This is a genomic window from Polynucleobacter sp. MWH-Svant-W18 (assembly GCF_018687495.1).
Classification (GTDB): domain Bacteria; phylum Pseudomonadota; class Gammaproteobacteria; order Burkholderiales; family Burkholderiaceae; genus Polynucleobacter.
Genome location: NZ_CP061293.1, coordinates 171,884 through 187,587 on the forward strand (window position 1 = coordinate 171,884; position 15,704 = coordinate 187,587).

A 15,704-nucleotide genomic window follows, 5' to 3' on the forward strand; every position below is an offset into this window, starting at 1 on the left:
TTCAATGCCGCTAAGTCGGACTGATTATCAGGATGTTTTGGAGTAGCTGTGGCCATAACAACTCAATGATGCCAGCAAAGATGAGAAATGGCCCAAATGGAAATGCCGAGCCAATAGTTTGTTTATTCAGTTTTAACCACGCTAGACCGCCTAGGAGGCCAGCGATCGAGGCGGTAAATAAGAGGGCGGGAAGTGAGCTCCATCCAAGCCAGGCACCCAGACCAGCTAATAGTTTGGCATCCCCCATGCCAATACCCTCTTGTTTTTTAAGAAATCGGTAGAGGCGATTTAATCCCCATAGACAGATATAGCCCAGTATTGCGCCCAAAATAGATTGCTGAAGGTTGACAAATCGGAGGCCAGAAAGCGCATTAAAGAAAATGCCAGAGGCGATCAAAGGAAGTGTGATGAGGTCAGGCAGTTGAAAGGTCTGAAAATCGATATAGGCTAAATACACCAATACCAAAATCAGTAGGGTACGAATTAGGTCGACTACTGCAGGATCACTCATTAAACAATCTGCCCTAAATTAAAGATTGGAAGATACAAGATTATGACAAGACTACCAATCACAATCCCCACGAAGATGATCAGCAAGGGCTCCAAGCTTTGACTTAAGGTATTGAGTTTGTTGCTTAATTGAGTGCCCAGAGTATTTGCACGTTTACACAACATTTGTGGGAGTGAACCGCTTTCTGAAGCGATACGGAGTAATTGCAAAGTTTCAAGATCAAATAGCTGATGCTTGGGATCTGCACGTATCAACGCATCCCCGAGTGGCCATCCCCTAGTGAGGTGTTTAAAGACTTCTGCACTCAAGTCATGGCTCAGCCAATGATTGGAGGATTGTGCAGTCACCCTTAAGGCATCAGGCAGTGGTAAGCCAGATTCCAATAAATGACCGAGTGTCCTGCACCAGTAAGTAAGGGTAGCTAGGCGAAATAATCTACCCAGTATCGGAATAGAAAAACAAAGTGCATCACACTTTTTTTGTAGACGAGAAGATCTCAGCCATGAGATAGCAAACACCGTACTAGTAAAGAATAGCAGGATGGTGATTTCTAGAAAGTAATGTTGGACCAGCGTTGAGATTTGAATCAAGACTTTGGTGGGTGCAGGCAATTCTGCTTGAAAGTGGGTAAATACATCCTTAAAAACGGGCACTACCCAAATCATCATGACTAAGATCAGTAAGAAAGAGCTGGCGAGTGTAATCAGAGGATAGCTCAGCGATTGTTGAATCTTGTGACGTAATTCAATTTGCGACTCTAACTGCTGGCAAATAGTTTGCAATGCTAATTCAATATTTCCGGTACGTTCGCTGACTCGAATCAGATTGATAAATTCTATAGAAAACTGATTTTTCTGAGACAGCAAGCTTTGAGAAAGGCTTTCGCCCCTTTTTAATTGGGTGCAAAGATTGCCAATACCGTTTTGCCAATGTTTAGGGGCAGTGGTGTGGATCAATTCCATGGCATTGAGTAGCGGAAGCCCCGCACCTAAGAGCGATAAGAGCTGTTGAGCGAATGCCAGTTGATCCGATTTGTTTATTGCCATGTGCCAATCTCAGCTTCTAAGTCAGAATGCAATATCAAGCCTGTTTTGAGGTAGTGGAGACCCACATCAGCCATAGTGGCATGCTTGATTGAAGGATTAAAGAGATGATTACTACTTAGTACTTCATGTATTCCAATTCGACCATAGCGCTTACTTCCTTTACAGGCACTACAGTTGATATTTTCAGTAGGGGAGCTGCCTTCGCATGCTTGGCAGCGCTTACGAACCAAGCGCTGTGAGCTGACGCTACGTAAACAGGATTGGATAGACTCATCATCAATCCCTAAGCTATTTAACCTAGTGAGAGCCCCTCTGGCATCTTTTGTGTGCAGTGTGCTTAAGACCAGATGACCTGTTTGTGCAGCTTGAATAGCAAGCTGCGCGCTTGCGCTATCCCGAATTTCGCCAATCATGATGACATCCGGATCTTGTCTGAGTAGGGCGCGAATAATAGTTGCAAAGTCTAAGCCTGCACGGGGGTGATATGCCACTTGATTCACACCAGGAAGCCGAATTTCAATAGGATCTTCAATGGAACACAGGTTTCTGTGACTCTGGTTCAGCTCATGCAGGCAGCTGTATAGAGTACGTGTTTTGCCGCTTCCCGTTGGGCCAGTAACTAAGATCAGCCCATTCGTCTGACTAAGGGCGCTTCGAATGATTGTCAACTGTTCTGGTAATAAACCAATTTGATCGATCGATAATTCATCGATGCGGTTTGGCAAGATTCTCACAACGGCTTTTTCACCGTACAGGGTGGGGAGTATAGAAACCCTACAATCTACGTCGGGTTTAGAAAAGTCGTTTCCAACGAGTAATCGACCATCTTGCGGCAGACGTTTTTCAGCGATATCAAGCCTCGCCAAGATTTTGATGCGGGTGATTAAGCGTTCATGCAGGTCCAGCGGAAAATGTGACTGTACTTGTAGCAAGCCATCTACCCGAATCCGAACTAGCGTCCCACGAAGTCCGGCTTCAATATGGATATCACTCGCTCTGGATGCAAGCGCATGAACTGCGATTTCATGCCAGGTGCGAATAATGAGTGAGTCTTCATGATGACCACTCAATCTTGCGCAGGACTTAAGATGGGGCGATAAAGCTTGACGGTCTTCACTCCCTGATCATCAAACTGCACAATTTCCATCACGATATCGGCAATGCGAAGGCTGACATCGTGATCTGGAATAGCCTCAAGTTTTTCGAGTATCAGGCCATTGAGAGTTCTGGGGCCATCCAATGGAAGGTTGAGGTTGAGTAAGCGATTAAGATCTCGCAGCGAGGCGCTACCACTGGCGAGATACGTACCATCTGCGAGCCAATGTGGGTCGGTTGATAGGTTGGAGAAGGAGGTAGTGAACTCCCCAATCAGCTCTTCCACGATATCTTCAAACGTGACTAGACCCAGAACTTCACCATATTCATTAACGACTAGACTCAAGCGCTGTTGGTTGTCTTGGAAGAATTGCATCTGCTGCAAAACCGGGGTACCACTTGGGATGAAATATGGCTCATTGAGTAATGATCTAAAGTCTTCATGTTGTAAGTCGGTATCGCCCAAAAGGGAAAGTGCCTTTTTGACAGACAAGATGCCGACAATCCTCTCAGAGTCACCATCACATACTGGCAACTTATTGTGATAACAAGTCTCCAATTGCTGGACTACTTCATCAATGGGTCGTGAGAGGTCCAGGATCTCAATCTTGGATCGAGGGGTCATGACATCATCAACCGTAATGTTTTCAAGGTTGAATAAGTTCAACAGAATATTGCGATGATGATTCGAGACGAAACGGTTCGATTCTAGAACTAGGCTACGCAACTCCTCTTTGCTCATGGTTCTGCTATCTGAAGAGGATTGCAAGCCAGATACTCTCATTAAGCCTGAAACAAAGTTATTAATGAGCCATAAAAGGGGTTTAAGGAAAAAGGTGAGCGGCAGAATGAACCAACCAACTCGAGACGCAATTTTTTCTGGAAAGGCTGCACCAATCACTTTTGGGGTGATTTCGCTAAAGATAATGATGAGTAAGGCAACTACTAGGGTAGCGATGGAAAGTACTAGGCCGCTATCTCCAAATAGGTGTAAAGCAATACCAGTCACCAAAATAGGGAGGATAGTATTAATGAGATTGTTAGAAATTAAGAGAACCGATAAAAGTGAATCAATCCTCTTGAGCAGTCGTTCTGCTAAAGCAGCGCCAGCATTCCCACTCGCAGCCATGGCACGTAGGCGATGGCGATTGGAGGAAAGCATGCTGGTCTCGGCCATGGAGAAAAAGCCTGAGAGTGCGAGTAAAAATAGGACAAGAGCAACTTGGCTATAAAAAGGCCAATCGTCAAAAAAGGTGTCCATGAGGTCTGCCTGCAAAAAAGTAAGGATGAATCAATATAGCAAAGTGGCAATTCACAAGCTATAGATGAGGAAGAAAGCCTTATCAGTTTATTTGCTAAATTATGTAAGAATTACTCCCTATGGCATCTTCTCATCGGCAAACCCGTTCTGATAGCGCTCAATATTGTGTGATCACAGCCCCTTTTGGGCGGCTGGGCATTGGTACTGAATTGGTGGATGACAGTTTGATGCTGTCCAAAATCGACTATCTTCCAGCTACAGCCCAACTCATGAGCCCTAAAAATCACTTGGCTAAAGAGGCAGAAAAGCAATTTAGGGCCTATTTCAAGAACCCTGATTATCAATTTGATTTGCCTACTAAGCCAGCGGGGACAGAGCATCAGAAAAAGGTGTGGGCCGCCGTTCAAACTATTCCTGTGGGTAAGACAAAAACCTACGGTGACATTGCGAGTCAATTAAAAAGCGGGGCTCGTGCTGTCGGGACAGCCTGTGGAGCAAATCCTTATCCTTTAGTTGCCCCTTGTCATCGAGTAGTTTCTGCAAAAGGAATCGGCGGCTTCATGAAGGAAGATGCACCAGGGCTCTATCGCCAAATCAAAATCTGGCTTTTAAAACACGAAGGTGTTCTCTAGTTAGCGTACTTTACGCAAAGGGCGTGACGCCGCGAAAAAAAAGACTTTCATTAAAGAATCGCTGGCTACTGCAAATTTTGTAAAGACGTAAAACGCCATTACCGTTTTGCGCTTCAGCTTAAGCTCATCTTTATCGTTGAAAGATTCCTGCTGTGCGATTTTCGACAGCGTCATGACTGCGAGGCCAAAGGCTAAGAAACAAAAACGCCTCATTCCAAACTCTTTTTTTGGAATCAGCGCAATATAGTCTAGAGATTCCTGTAGTTTTCTATAGGCAATCTGCAAAAGCTGATTCTGGTCCATGCCAGCGGGTTTCCAAGATACGCCACGAGCCCTATCTTCAGGAGAGTCTTTGAGAATGTTAGTCATTTGCAAAGCCTGTCCAAAAGCAATTGCTAAATTCTCATGACTCTTGATCTGCTTTGCAAAAGCAGGTGAGTGATTGCTGAAGATCGTCGTGAGGAGCTCTCCAACAACTCCAGCAACTACATAACAATACTTCTCAAATTCATTTAAATCCTTCAAGCCAGCCGCATTCTGTTTGCTATGAAAGTATGACATTCCTTCTGACATGACAGAAATACAGCGACTAACTGCCGCTTGATCGGCTTTAGAGCATGTATGCAGGATGCGCAACACAGTTGGTGTGTGCGCAATCAGATCCAGTTCATCTGAATTGCCATAGTCAGAGAGGGCAGCTAAACAGGGATCCACAAAAGATTCAACGGAACTTTTTTCAAGTACGGCATCTAAAAATAATTTAGAAAGTCGTTGTTTGGTATCTGGATCTAAGTTCGCAGCGTCTTCAATCGTATCCACAATGCGACAAAGTAAATAGGTATTGCCCACCACTTTTTCAATGCTAGTGGGCAAGAGGGGAATGGTTAAAGCAAAGGTGCGGGAGACTGAGCCCAAAATGGCTTTTTGGTAGGCCAGGTCAGAATTAGGGTTGTAGCCGAAGTGATTTTTTGGGGAACTCACCCTTGAATTATGTCAGAGTGGTGTGCTCTACGCAGTAGCCAATACAGTGCGCCAAATTCGTGCGAATTCCCTTACTGACAAAAGTGACAAGGACATATAATTTCACGAATTCTTTAGGGGGAAATCGGGCGTGCTTATTTGGTTCGTCATCATTTATTGGGTTATTTCTGTAGGCATTGGCTTGTGGGCTGCTTTACGAGTGAAAAATACTGCCGACTTCGCAGCCGCCGGCCACAGTCTCCCGATGCCCATTGTGACTGCAACTGTATTTGCGACATGGTTTGGGTCAGAAACAGTATTGGGTATTCCAGCTACCTTTCTTAAGGAGGGTCTGGGCGGTGTAGTTTCTGATCCCTTTGGATCCTCTTTATGCCTAATTTTGGTCGGTCTCTTTTTTGCGCGGCATTTGTATAACCGCCGCATGCTCACGATTGGTGATTTCTTTCGTGAGAAGTATGGTCGAACTGTTGAGGTATTAGTAACACTCTGTATTGTTGTCTCCTACTTGGGATGGGTTGCTGCACAAATTAAAGCCTTAGGTTTGGTATTTAACGTTGTGTCAGAGGGTGGTATCTCACAGACGGGTGGCATGATGATTGGCGCAGCTAGCGTTTTGATCTACACCTTATTTGGCGGGATGTGGTCGGTGGCGATTACTGACTTTATTCAGATGATCATTATCGTGGTCGGCATGCTGTATATCGGTGGTGAAATGACCATGCAAACTGGGGGAGTTGCGGTAGTGATTGAGCATGCAGCGGCGGCGGGTCAATTTAGTAACTTCTGGCCCGATATGAATTTGGCGTCTATTCTAGGTTTCGTTGCAGCCTTGTGCACGATGATGCTCGGCTCGATTCCGCAGCAAGATGTGTTTCAACGAATTACCTCTTCGAAGAATGTCAATATTGCGGTGCAGGCTGCCATATTAGGTGGCGTTTTGTACTTTATTTTTGCTTTTGTACCAATGTATTTAGCCTACTCAGCAACCTTAATTAATCCGGATTTAGTAAAAGAATATTTAGATACTGACCCTCAGATGATTCTGCCAAAGTTGATTCTGAATCATGCGCCAATGATTGCGCAGGTCATGTTCTTTGGCGCCTTACTTTCTGCAATTAAGAGTTGTGCCAGCGCCACCTTACTTGCGCCTTCCGTTACGTTTGCTGAAAACATTGTTAGAGGTTTTTATAAACACTTGTCTGATCGAGATTTATTGAAAATTATGCGCATTACCGTTTTGTGTTTTGCTGTAGTGGTAACCTTCTTTGCCGTGAATTCTGAACTTTCAATTTTTAAAATGGTAGAAAGCGCCTACAAGGTGACCCTGGTAGCTGCGTTTGTGCCCTTGGCATTTGGGGTTTATTGGTCTAGAGCAAATTCAATGGGTGGATTGCTAGCTGTGGTGGGTGGCCTAACCATTTGGATCAGCTGTGAAATTTTGGCTCCAAATGCGATTTTGCCACCTCAATTGGCGGGCTTATTAGCCAGTCTGTTGGGCATGATTTTGGGAAGTTTGGTGCCAAAAGACCTTTTAAAGCCTGTTTAAATGATATGTTGCCTAAATATTAGGCAATCATAATTGTTGCACTGCAAAATATTCTCATCTAATATGACACTAATACAAAATTTTTTATTCTTATGGAGTTTTTATGAAAATCTGTGTAATCGGAGGCGGTGGTGCCATTGGCGGCTACTTAGCGGTCATGCTCTCGCGAGCAGGCAATGATGTCACTGTAGTCGCGCGGGGAGCCACTCTTGCCGCTATCAAAAAGAACGGTTTAACGCTCATTAATGAAGAACACCCTGAGCCTTTAGTCGCAAAAGTGAAGGCGGTTGAAAAAATTACTGATGTAGAAACACCTGATGTGGTTATTCTGGCTGTGAAGGCGCATCAGGTTGATCCAATCATTCATGATTTGGCATCGATTATTGGATCAGAAACTATTTTGATCCCAATGCAAAACGGAATTCCTTGGTGGTATTTCCAAAAATTGTCAGGCGAGTATCAGGACCATAGTGTTGAGACGATTGATGCAGGTGGCATTGCTAAGAACGCTATTAATCCAAACAACATTATTGGTTGCGTAGTTTACCCAGCGACTTTCTCTGAGGCGCCTGGTGTGATTCGCCTTGTCGAAGGTAATCGCTTCCCTTTGGGTGAGTTAGATGGCAAGGTGACAGAGCGAGTACAAAAAATGTCAGAGATGATGACTAATGCAGGCTTCAAGTCACCAGTGCTCGAAGATATTCGTTCAGAAATTTGGCTCAAGCTTTGGGGCAATATGACTTTTAATCCCATTAGCGCTTTGACTCACGGGACTTTGGAAGGTATTTGCCAGTTCCCATTAACGCGAGAATTAGCACGTAATATGATGGCCGAAGCACAGGCAATTGCCGGCAAGTTGGGTGTCACTTTCCGTGTGGATATTGAGCGCCGCATCGCGGGTGCAGAAAAAGTGGGTAAACACAAAACATCGATGCTGCAGGATTTGGAAGCTGGACGTAGCTTGGAGGTTGATGCCTTATTAGGTTCTGTGATTGAACTCGGTAACATCACTAAGACACCTACACCTTGCTTAAATACCGTTTTTGCTTTAACTAAATACCTTGATGAAAACATCCAAGCAACTGGTGGAAGTCTGGCCTTACCTCCAGTAGGTGATTGTTACGTGTTGAACTAGTATTCGTTTGGCAATAAAAAACCCTCATCAATTTGATGAGGGTTTTTCTTTTTGAGAGGCGCTTTACTCAAAGCGATTATCGAGTCGACCAACACCTTCAATAATGATGCTGACGCTACTGCCAGGTTTCATGGAGCCAACGCCAACAGAGGTGCCACAAGCAATGATGTCGCCTGGCTCTAGTGGAACATCTTGTGAGATCAAGCTCACTAGTTTTGCAGGCGGGAAAATCATATCTGAGACAGGGTAGTTTTGACGCTCTTGCTCATTCAGGATGGTTTTGATTGTGAGTTTGCTAGGGTCAATCTCAGTGGTGATGTAAGGCCCAAATACACCAAAGGTATTGAAACTCTTTGAGCGTGTCCACTGAGCATACCCTGGCTCACGATTCAGAATTTCAATGGCGGTGACATCATTAATGCAGGTGTAACCAAAGATGGCCTGAGCGGCTTGTGCTTCATCCGCTTCATGGCAGTGTTTGCCAATCACAATTCCGAGCTCGCCCTCGTAAACCACTTTTCCTGAATAGGATTTGGGTGTTCGAATAATTTGGTTTGCTGCCAAAAAAGAATTATTGCCTTTCAGAAAGTACAAAGGCTCTGCTGGCACGGCATGCTCAAGTTTGGTAACTAGCGCATGGAAGTTATCAACCATGGCTACCATCTTGGATGGTGTGCAAGGTATGTCAATCGTCACATCTGCTAATTTGAGTGTTTCACCAGTAGGTTTAGGGCCCTGAAATAGATTGCCTGAGTAGACGCTAATGTGGTCGCCGTTGAGCTGTCCTAAACCACTTGTTCCTTGATGCTGAAATCGAAGCCATTGAGCCATTTGAAGATCCTGAAAGGTAAATAATGAATTTAAGTTTGGCGAGCGAGGGAGTATTCGCATAGCGCACGAAGCGCAGCGGTTGCTTCATTGTTGGGGAAGTCTTGAATACATTCCAAAGCCAGATCAGCCTCACGTTTTGCTGCAGATTGTGTGTAGTCAAGGGCTCCAGAGCTTTGTACAGCTCCTAAAATTTGGGCAAATACATCGTCTGGTAAATCTTGGTTTTGTTCAATTGCAGCCCGCACTAAAAGACGCTCTTCTTTACTGCCATTTTCCAGTAAATAGATCAGTGGCAAAGTGGGTTTGCCTTCACGTAAATCATCTCCAGCATTCTTGCCCATCTGAGCAGCATTAGCGGTGTAATCCAATAAGTCATCCATTAACTGGAACGCAGTACCAATGTGCCGACCGAAGGCAGCTGCTTGTTCGCGCTGTACATCAGTTGCATTGGCCAAAATTGCACCAAGTTCTGTAGAGGCTTCAAAAAGTTTGGCGGTCTTGTAGCGGATAACTTGAAGGTAGCTTGCCTCATCCACCTCTGGATCGTTCATGTTCAGGAGTTGTAAAACCTCACCCTCGGCAATCGTGTTGGTGGCATCCGATAGGATTTGCATGACCCGAAGGTCATTTGGGCTAACCATCATCTGAAATGCCCTGGAGTAGAGAAAATCCCCCACTAAAACGCTGGCGGCATTACCAAAAGCGGCATTTGCGGTTTCTCGCCCCCTTCTGAGGGTGGATTCGTCTACAACATCATCGTGAAGGAGGGTGGCAGTATGGATAAATTCCACTACCGCTGCCATTTCTAGGGAATGGGAGGTTTCCTGGCCATTGGCCAGTGCCTTGGCTACCAGCATCAAAAGGGCTGGTCTTACCCGTTTTCCGCCTGCGTGGATGATATAGGTCGAAATTTGGTCAATTAAGGCAACTTTTGAGGCTAATCGCTCACGAATGACCCCATCTAAGGCCTTGAAATCTAAGGCAATCGGGGCCAGGATTTGGCTTAAGTCATTGATTTTGACAGTGCTCGTCATGCAAGATATAATAATGGGCTTAGCTTCTCCAGGGTGGATTAGCTTAAATGTAGATATTAATTGAGGTTTCAAACCATGTACGCGGTCATAAAAACCGGTGGCAAACAATATAAAGTTGCTGCAGGCGAAAAATTGAAAATAGAACAGATACCAGCGGAAATCGGCAGCGAAATCACTCTTGACCAAGTCCTCGCCGTTGGCGAAGGCGCTTCACTGAAATTGGGTGATCCGTTGGTTAATGGTGCAGCTGTGATGGCCACTGTCGTCTCCCAAGGACGTCACGATAAAGTGACAATCTTTAAGATGCGCCGTCGCAAGCATTATCAAAAGCACCAAGGCCATCGTCAGAATTTCACTGAAATTTTGATCAACACGATTAAAGCCTAATTCAGGGTAGGAGAAAGATATGGCACAGAAAAAAGGCGGCGGCTCAACACGAAATGGCCGCGACTCAGAATCGAAACGCCTAGGCGTTAAGGTATTTGGCGGCGAGCAAATTAATGCTGGCAGCATCATCATTCGTCAACGTGGCACACGTGTTCATCCGGGTGCTAATGTTGGTATTGGTAAGGATCACACTTTGTTTGCCTTAGTTGACGGCCAAGTGGAATTTAGCGTTAAGGGTGCATTGAAGAAGGCCCAAGTTTCAGTTTTGCCTCGTTCATAAGGCGCCTGACTGAGACTCGTTTGATTCAGATTTATTCCGAATTTAACTCTTAGGAACAGGCCTCGCTAAGCGAGGCCTTTTTTATTCATGAAATTTATAGACGAAGCGCGTATTGAAGTCATAGCTGGCCAAGGTGGCGCCGGAAGCGCGTCTATGCGCCGTGAAAAGTTCATTGAATTTGGTGGACCTGATGGCGGTGATGGCGGCAAGGGCGGAAGCGTTTGGGCTATTGCCGATCGCAACATTAATACCTTGATCGACTATCGCTACGCTAAAACACACACTGCAAAAAACGGTGAACCAGGGCGAGGCGCTGATTGCTATGGCCGCGCAGGCGACGATATTGAATTGCGTATGCCAGTAGGTACCATCATCGCTGATTACGAAACTGGCGAGCCGATTGCTGACTTAACAACTCATGGCGAGCGTCTTTGTTTAGCGCAGGGTGGTGTTGGTGGTTGGGGCAATATTCACTTTAAGAGTTCTACAAACAGAGCTCCGCGTCAAAAGACCAATGGCAAGCCAGGTGAGCGTCGCAAGCTCAAGCTGGAATTAAAGGTATTGGCAGATGTGGGTTTGTTGGGCATGCCAAATGCGGGTAAGTCGACATTGATTACTGCGGTTTCTAATGCACGTCCAAAAATTGCGGATTATCCATTTACTACCTTGCATCCAAATTTGGGTGTGGTGCGAGTCGGCAATGAACGTAGTTTTGTGATTGCGGATATTCCAGGTTTGATTGAAGGAGCTGCTGAAGGTGCTGGCTTAGGCCACCGCTTCTTGCGCCACTTACAACGTACTGGCGTGCTATTGCACCTGGTTGATCTCGCTCCATTTGATGAGAACGTTGATCCCGTTGCCGATGCCAATGCGATTGTCAATGAATTGCGTAAATATGATGAAGCCTTGGTTGAGAAGCCACGCTGGTTAGTGTTGAACAAAGTCGATATGATTCCCGAAGAGGACCGCAAGAAAGTTGTCGCTGACTTTGTGAAAAAGTTTAAGTGGGAAGGCCCAACATTTGAGATTTCTGCTTTGACTGGACTGGGTTGCGATAAGCTTTGTTATGCCTTGCAAGATTACTTAGATTCTGTGCGTCGCAATCGAGATGAGATAGATGAGCGTGCTCAAGATCCTCGTTACCAAGATCAGTTAGAAGATAAAAAACCGGATTAAAGTATTCATTCACACTGCAAGATGTTATGAACACCACTCAAACTAAACGCATCGTTGTTAAAGTAGGCTCTAGCCTTGTCACCAATAACGGTGAGGGTTTAGACCATGCTGCGATTGGAATGTGGGCTGAGCAGATGGCAACCCTTTTAAGGGCGGGTCATCAAGTGCTCATGGTGAGCTCTGGGGCGATTGCTGAAGGTATGCAGCGTCTGGGTTGGACAAAACGCCCACAAGAAATTCATCAACTACAGGCCGCAGCTGCAGTGGGTCAGATGGGTTTGGTACAGGTTTACGAAAGTTGTTTTGCGCGTTTCAACTTGCACAGCGCTCAGATTTTGCTAACCAATGCGGATTTGGCGAATCCTGAGCGCAATGCTAATGCGAAAGCAACTTTGGATACGCTATTGAAGCTAGGGGTCGTTCCGATCATTAATGAGAATGACACTGTAGTCACTGATGAAATTAAGTTTGGCGACAACGATAGTCTCGCAGCTTTAGTTGCAAATTTAATTTATGCAGATCTCTTAGTGATTTTGACTGATCAGGGTGGTTTATATACTGCAGATCCACGTCAAAATCCTAATGCCACTTTGTTAACTCATGCAATTGCTGGGGATCCTGCCTTGGAGAAAATGGCGGGTGGCGCTGCCAGTGAGCTGAGTAAGGGCGGCATGTTGACTAAAGTCCTGGCTGCTAAAGTAGCTGCTCAAACTGGTGCCACCACGGTGATTGCCTCTGGGCGCGAACCTAATATTCTTACCCGACTTTTGGCGGGTGAAAATATTGGAACGCACCTTACTTCAAGCAAAAATACTTAATTCGCAATTATTCCAAATGAATTGCTGGGCTGAGTACCACCAGTAAAGTTATTGGGGTTTAGCGATTTCTGAATCGTAGCCATGTTTTTCTCTTGGCTGGTGAAATTGCAAAATGCACCTTGAGCTAGAGCTGCTTGATAGCGGTTTGGGACAACGGTTGGAATCGCTCTCCATGACGATAGAGGATTTTCTCTCCAAACATTATTTTCCAGTGTTCCGTACAGGCGCCACTGGAATGAGTCACAACGAATGCCTTCATACTGTGCTTGCTTTTCACCGCTGGGGTTCGTCATCACGACAATGTAGCGTGTAACCCCATCTTTGCCGATTGAAATTGAGTCGGTATCCACCGCAAATTTAAAGATCGTCGTTTCTGAAACATAGAAAGGTATTAGAGTGCCTGGATTTGGTGGATTGAGGGGCATCGTTGTAACACCCTCCTTAAAGACCATCGGAGCGTAAGGATCAAGCCCGCTTTCCATTGGGTCGCCAGCACAAGCGATCAATGTACTTGTAATGCAAATGCTGATCGTATAGCCACTGATTTTGCGAAAACTGATATTCATTTTTCTTTATCCGATTTGGTAGGTGCTTTGTTTTGATCTTCGTTGCCGGCGTAAAAGGATTGGATTAGATCGAGCGGAGTTCCCCAAGCAAGCTGCTGCATACGTAGACCTCTAGAAAGGTAGCGAGCAAGTTCTGACAAGGCTAACTCATAGACCTCACGCTTAAAGTCAATCACTGCGTCTAGCTGAATCCAGAATGGAACCCAGCGCCAGGCATCAAATTCTGGGTGGTCTGAGGCACGCAATTGAATATCGCTATCTAAACCTACTAAGCGCAAAAGAAACCAGATTTGTTTTTGGCCGCGATAAGCGGTGCGGTGAATGCGTGTGGCATGTTGACGGCGCAGGTATTCCTCAGGGACGTCATAGCGAAGCCAATCCCTAGTCCGTCCAATAATTTGGACATGTTCCGGCAGCAAGCCAACTTCCTCATGCAATTCGCGGTACATAGCCTGCTCAGGGCTCTCACCATGCTGAATCCCGCCCTGCGGGAACTGCCACGAATGCTGCCCAACGCGTTTTCCCCAGAAAACCTCGTTACGGCTATTAAGGAGGACAATGCCGACATTGGGGCGATACCCTTCACGGTCAAGCATGATCGTGCCTCAAATCCTTTAAAATCAATGATTTGATTATATCCATACATGAAAGCATCACAATCATTTCTCGCAACGTTAAAAGAAGCCCCCTCTGACGCTGAGGTGGTTTCGCACAAACTCATGGTGCGGGCAGGCTTAATTCGCAAGCTCAGTGCAGGCATCTACAACTATTTGCCGCTCGGCTTGAAAGTGATTCGCAAGGTGGAAAACATTATTCGCGAAGAAATGAATCGTGCGGGTGCAATTGAGTTGCTCATGCCGATGATCCAGCCAGCTGAATTGTGGCAAGAAACGGGTCGCTGGGAAAAGATGGGCCCTGAATTACTCCGCATTAAAGATCGTCATGATCGTGACTTTTTGATTCAGCCAACCTCAGAAGAGGTTATTACAGATTTAGCTCGCAATGAAATCAAGAGTTATAAACAACTTCCAGTCAATTTCTATCAAATTCAAACGAAGTTCCGTGATGAGCGCCGCCCGCGTTTTGGCATTATGCGTGGCCGTGAATTCAGCATGAAAGATGCCTATTCGTTTGATCGTGATGCGGAAGGTTTGAAGAAGTCCTATCAAATCATGTTTGATGCTTACACCCGCATTTTTAAGCGCATGGGGCTTAAGTTTCGTGCAGTCACTGCAGATAACGGTGCGATTGGCGGTTCAGGAAGTCAAGAGTTTCACGTGATTGCAGATACTGGAGAAGATGCCATTGTATATTGCCCTAATTCCGACTACGCAGCCAATCTGGAGGCGGCAGAGTCGCTTGCATTGATTGCTACGCGTGCTACTGCTTCTGCACCAATGAGTAAGGTTGCAACACCCGATAAAACTCATTGTGCGGAAGTTGCGAAGTTCTTAAATATTCCACTAGAAAAGACTGTGAAGTCTTTGTTGTTTGCTGCCGATCAAGAAAAAGGCCCTGCCAAACTGTTTATGTTGTTGGTGCGCGGAGATCATGAGCTCAATGAAGTAAAGGCGAGCAAAGTGCCGGGCTTGGCTGAGTCGCGTTTTGCTACAGAGACTGAGATTCAGCGGGCATGCAATGCCCCTGCAGGTTATTTAGGTCCTGTTGGTGTAAGCGGAGATGTCACAGTGGTCGCTGATCGGACCGTTGCCAATATGTCTGATTTTGTTTGTGGTGCAAATGATGCTGGCCATCATTTAACTGGTGTGAACTGGGGCCGTGATTTACCTGAACCAATGGTTATAGATATTCGTAATGCCATGATTGGCGATCCATCACCAGACGGTAAAGGTGTTGTTGATATCTGTCGCGGTATTGAGGTGGGGCATGTATTCCAATTGGGAACACGTTATTCTGAAGCAATGGGCTGCACATACCTTGATCAACAAGGCAAAGCACAACCTATGGTGATGGGTTGCTATGGAATTGGAGTGACTCGTTTATTGGGTGCTGCTATCGAGCAAGGTCATGATGAGCGCGGCATTATTTGGCCGATCTCCATGGCACCTTTTGAAGTGGTTATTTGCCCAATGGGTTACGATAAATCAGAAGCCGTTAAGGCTGCCTGTGATCAACTGCATGATGAATTACTTGCAGCCGGTATTGATGTGATCTTGGATGATCGCAATGAGCGTCCGGGTGCGATGTTTGCGGACTGGGAGTTGATTGGCGCGCCATTCCGGGTAGTGATCGGCGATCGTGGTTTGGCAGATGCGCAAGTGGAATTTAAAGGCCGCACTGATGCTGAATCGCAAAACATTCCGCTGGTAGACATCAAGGCTAAAGTGATTGCTGCCGTGCAAGCAGCAAAGACCGCTATTCACTAAACGCTTTGCAAGATTGAC

General features: G+C 45.8%; 16 protein-coding genes and 1 pseudogene. 8 read left to right on the plus strand and 9 right to left on the minus strand.

Annotated elements, in window-relative coordinates; all coding sequences use genetic code 11:
- Positions 1-10 precede the first annotated feature (10 nt).
- Genes C2757_RS00955 through C2757_RS00970 form a run of 4 tightly spaced genes read right to left on the minus strand, consistent with a single transcriptional unit; the run spans position 11 to position 3,913 of the window.
- Positions 11-511: an A24 family peptidase gene (locus C2757_RS00955; protein WP_215374960.1), complete on the minus strand. Its 501-nt coding sequence runs from the start codon at positions 509-511 to the stop codon at positions 11-13.
- Positions 511-1,557 carry a type II secretion system F family protein gene (locus tag C2757_RS00960; RefSeq protein WP_215374963.1) on the minus strand — a complete coding sequence of 349 codons (1,047 nt, stop codon included), beginning with the start codon at positions 1,555-1,557 and terminating at the stop codon, positions 511-513. Before C2757_RS00960 ends, C2757_RS00955 begins: the two co-directional genes overlap by 1 nt.
- Positions 1,548-2,627, minus strand: coding sequence for a GspE/PulE family protein (locus C2757_RS00965; RefSeq protein ID WP_215374966.1), 1,080 nt, complete (start codon positions 2,625-2,627; stop codon positions 1,548-1,550). The genes C2757_RS00960 and C2757_RS00965 overlap by 10 nt, the downstream gene beginning before the upstream one ends.
- A complete protein-coding gene (locus C2757_RS00970) occupies positions 2,624-3,913 on the minus strand; it encodes an HlyC/CorC family transporter (protein WP_215374969.1) in 1,290 nt (429 codons plus the stop codon). The genes C2757_RS00965 and C2757_RS00970 overlap by 4 nt, the downstream gene beginning before the upstream one ends.
- A gap of 119 nt (positions 3,914-4,032) precedes the next feature.
- On the opposite strand from C2757_RS00970, the gene C2757_RS00975 reads away from it, so the two are divergent.
- Complete coding sequence (locus C2757_RS00975) at positions 4,033-4,545, plus strand: methylated-DNA--[protein]-cysteine S-methyltransferase (protein ID WP_215374972.1); 513 nt, start codon at positions 4,033-4,035, stop codon at positions 4,543-4,545.
- Here the strand turns inward: C2757_RS00975 and C2757_RS00980 are convergent, their stop codons facing one another.
- On the minus strand, positions 4,546-5,526 hold the full coding sequence (locus C2757_RS00980) for a squalene/phytoene synthase family protein (RefSeq protein WP_215374975.1): 981 nt from the start codon (positions 5,524-5,526) through the stop codon (positions 4,546-4,548).
- A gap of 130 nt (positions 5,527-5,656) precedes the next feature.
- On the opposite strand from C2757_RS00980, the gene C2757_RS00985 reads away from it, so the two are divergent.
- Both C2757_RS00985 and C2757_RS00990 read left to right on the plus strand, forming a co-directional pair.
- Positions 5,657-7,072 carry a sodium:solute symporter family protein gene (locus C2757_RS00985; protein WP_215374978.1) on the plus strand — a complete coding sequence of 472 codons (1,416 nt, stop codon included), beginning with the start codon at positions 5,657-5,659 and terminating at the stop codon, positions 7,070-7,072.
- 103 nt (positions 7,073-7,175) lie between these two features.
- Entirely contained in the window at positions 7,176-8,207 is a 1,032-nt protein-coding gene (locus C2757_RS00990) for a 2-dehydropantoate 2-reductase (protein ID WP_215374981.1), read from the plus strand.
- A 63-nt stretch (positions 8,208-8,270) separates the two neighbouring features.
- On the opposite strand, the gene C2757_RS00995 is transcribed toward C2757_RS00990, so the two are convergent.
- Positions 8,271-9,038: a fumarylacetoacetate hydrolase family protein gene (locus C2757_RS00995; protein WP_215374984.1), complete on the minus strand. Its 768-nt coding sequence runs from the start codon at positions 9,036-9,038 to the stop codon at positions 8,271-8,273.
- Positions 9,039-9,067: 29 nt separating this feature from the next.
- The gene (locus tag C2757_RS01000) at positions 9,068-10,072 is read right to left on the minus strand and encodes a polyprenyl synthetase family protein (protein ID WP_215374987.1); all 1,005 of its coding nucleotides are present in this window, start codon (positions 10,070-10,072) and stop codon (positions 9,068-9,070) included.
- Positions 10,073-10,147: 75 nt separating this feature from the next.
- Here C2757_RS01000 and rplU point away from each other — a divergent pair, with 75 nt between their 5' ends.
- The 4 genes and pseudogenes from rplU to proB form a co-directional block, all read left to right on the plus strand.
- The gene (rplU, locus tag C2757_RS01005) at positions 10,148-10,459 is read left to right on the plus strand and encodes a 50S ribosomal protein L21 (RefSeq protein WP_011902040.1); all 312 of its coding nucleotides are present in this window, start codon (positions 10,148-10,150) and stop codon (positions 10,457-10,459) included.
- A gap of 19 nt (positions 10,460-10,478) precedes the next feature.
- Positions 10,479-10,739, plus strand: a complete 261-nt coding sequence (rpmA, locus tag C2757_RS01010; RefSeq protein ID WP_215374990.1) for a 50S ribosomal protein L27 — start codon at positions 10,479-10,481, stop codon at positions 10,737-10,739.
- An 87-nt stretch (positions 10,740-10,826) separates the two neighbouring features.
- Positions 10,827-11,915: an Obg family GTPase CgtA gene (obgE, locus tag C2757_RS01015; protein WP_215374992.1), complete on the plus strand. Its 1,089-nt coding sequence runs from the start codon at positions 10,827-10,829 to the stop codon at positions 11,913-11,915.
- 26 nt (positions 11,916-11,941) lie between these two features.
- A pseudogene (proB, locus tag C2757_RS01020) lies at positions 11,942-12,712 on the plus strand (glutamate 5-kinase); the annotation flags it as partial.
- A gap of 17 nt (positions 12,713-12,729) precedes the next feature.
- Here proB and C2757_RS01025 read toward each other — a convergent pair.
- Together C2757_RS01025 and C2757_RS01030 are read right to left on the minus strand one after the other, a co-directional pair.
- Positions 12,730-13,299, minus strand: a complete 570-nt coding sequence (locus C2757_RS01025; RefSeq protein WP_215374998.1) for a CNP1-like family protein — start codon at positions 13,297-13,299, stop codon at positions 12,730-12,732.
- Positions 13,296-13,895 (minus strand): RNA pyrophosphohydrolase, encoded by a 600-nt coding sequence (locus C2757_RS01030; protein WP_215375001.1) that lies wholly within the window; start codon positions 13,893-13,895, stop codon positions 13,296-13,298. The genes C2757_RS01025 and C2757_RS01030 overlap by 4 nt, the downstream gene beginning before the upstream one ends.
- Before the next feature lie 48 nt (positions 13,896-13,943).
- Between C2757_RS01030 and C2757_RS01035 the strand changes: the two genes are divergently transcribed.
- A complete protein-coding gene (locus tag C2757_RS01035) occupies positions 13,944-15,686 on the plus strand; it encodes a proline--tRNA ligase (RefSeq protein WP_215375004.1) in 1,743 nt (580 codons plus the stop codon).
- Positions 15,687-15,704: the final 18 nt, after the last annotated feature.

What these genes read in the sequence shown, in the direction of transcription:
- C2757_RS00955 (WP_215374960.1), bottom strand. Translation starts at nt 511, where the DNA reads ATGAGTGATCCTGCAGTAGTCGACCTAATTCGTACCCTACTGATTTTG.
- C2757_RS00960 (WP_215374963.1), bottom strand. Translation starts at nt 1,557, where the DNA reads ATGGCAATAAACAAATCGGATCAACTGGCATTCGCTCAACAGCTCTTA.
- C2757_RS00970 (WP_215374969.1), bottom strand. Translation starts at nt 3,913, where the DNA reads ATGGACACCTTTTTTGACGATTGGCCTTTTTATAGCCAAGTTGCTCTT.
- C2757_RS00975 (WP_215374972.1), top strand. Translation starts at nt 4,033, where the DNA reads ATGGCATCTTCTCATCGGCAAACCCGTTCTGATAGCGCTCAATATTGT.
- C2757_RS00990 (WP_215374981.1), top strand. Translation starts at nt 7,176, where the DNA reads ATGAAAATCTGTGTAATCGGAGGCGGTGGTGCCATTGGCGGCTACTTA.
- C2757_RS00995 (WP_215374984.1), bottom strand. Translation starts at nt 9,038, where the DNA reads ATGGCTCAATGGCTTCGATTTCAGCATCAAGGAACAAGTGGTTTAGGA.
- C2757_RS01000 (WP_215374987.1), bottom strand. Translation starts at nt 10,072, where the DNA reads ATGACGAGCACTGTCAAAATCAATGACTTAAGCCAAATCCTGGCCCCG.
- rplU (WP_011902040.1), top strand. Translation starts at nt 10,148, where the DNA reads ATGTACGCGGTCATAAAAACCGGTGGCAAACAATATAAAGTTGCTGCA.
- rpmA (WP_215374990.1), top strand. Translation starts at nt 10,479, where the DNA reads ATGGCACAGAAAAAAGGCGGCGGCTCAACACGAAATGGCCGCGACTCA.
- obgE (WP_215374992.1), top strand. Translation starts at nt 10,827, where the DNA reads ATGAAATTTATAGACGAAGCGCGTATTGAAGTCATAGCTGGCCAAGGT.
- C2757_RS01025 (WP_215374998.1), bottom strand. Translation starts at nt 13,299, where the DNA reads ATGAATATCAGTTTTCGCAAAATCAGTGGCTATACGATCAGCATTTGC.
- C2757_RS01030 (WP_215375001.1), bottom strand. Translation starts at nt 13,895, where the DNA reads ATGCTTGACCGTGAAGGGTATCGCCCCAATGTCGGCATTGTCCTCCTT.
- C2757_RS01035 (WP_215375004.1), top strand. Translation starts at nt 13,944, where the DNA reads ATGAAAGCATCACAATCATTTCTCGCAACGTTAAAAGAAGCCCCCTCT.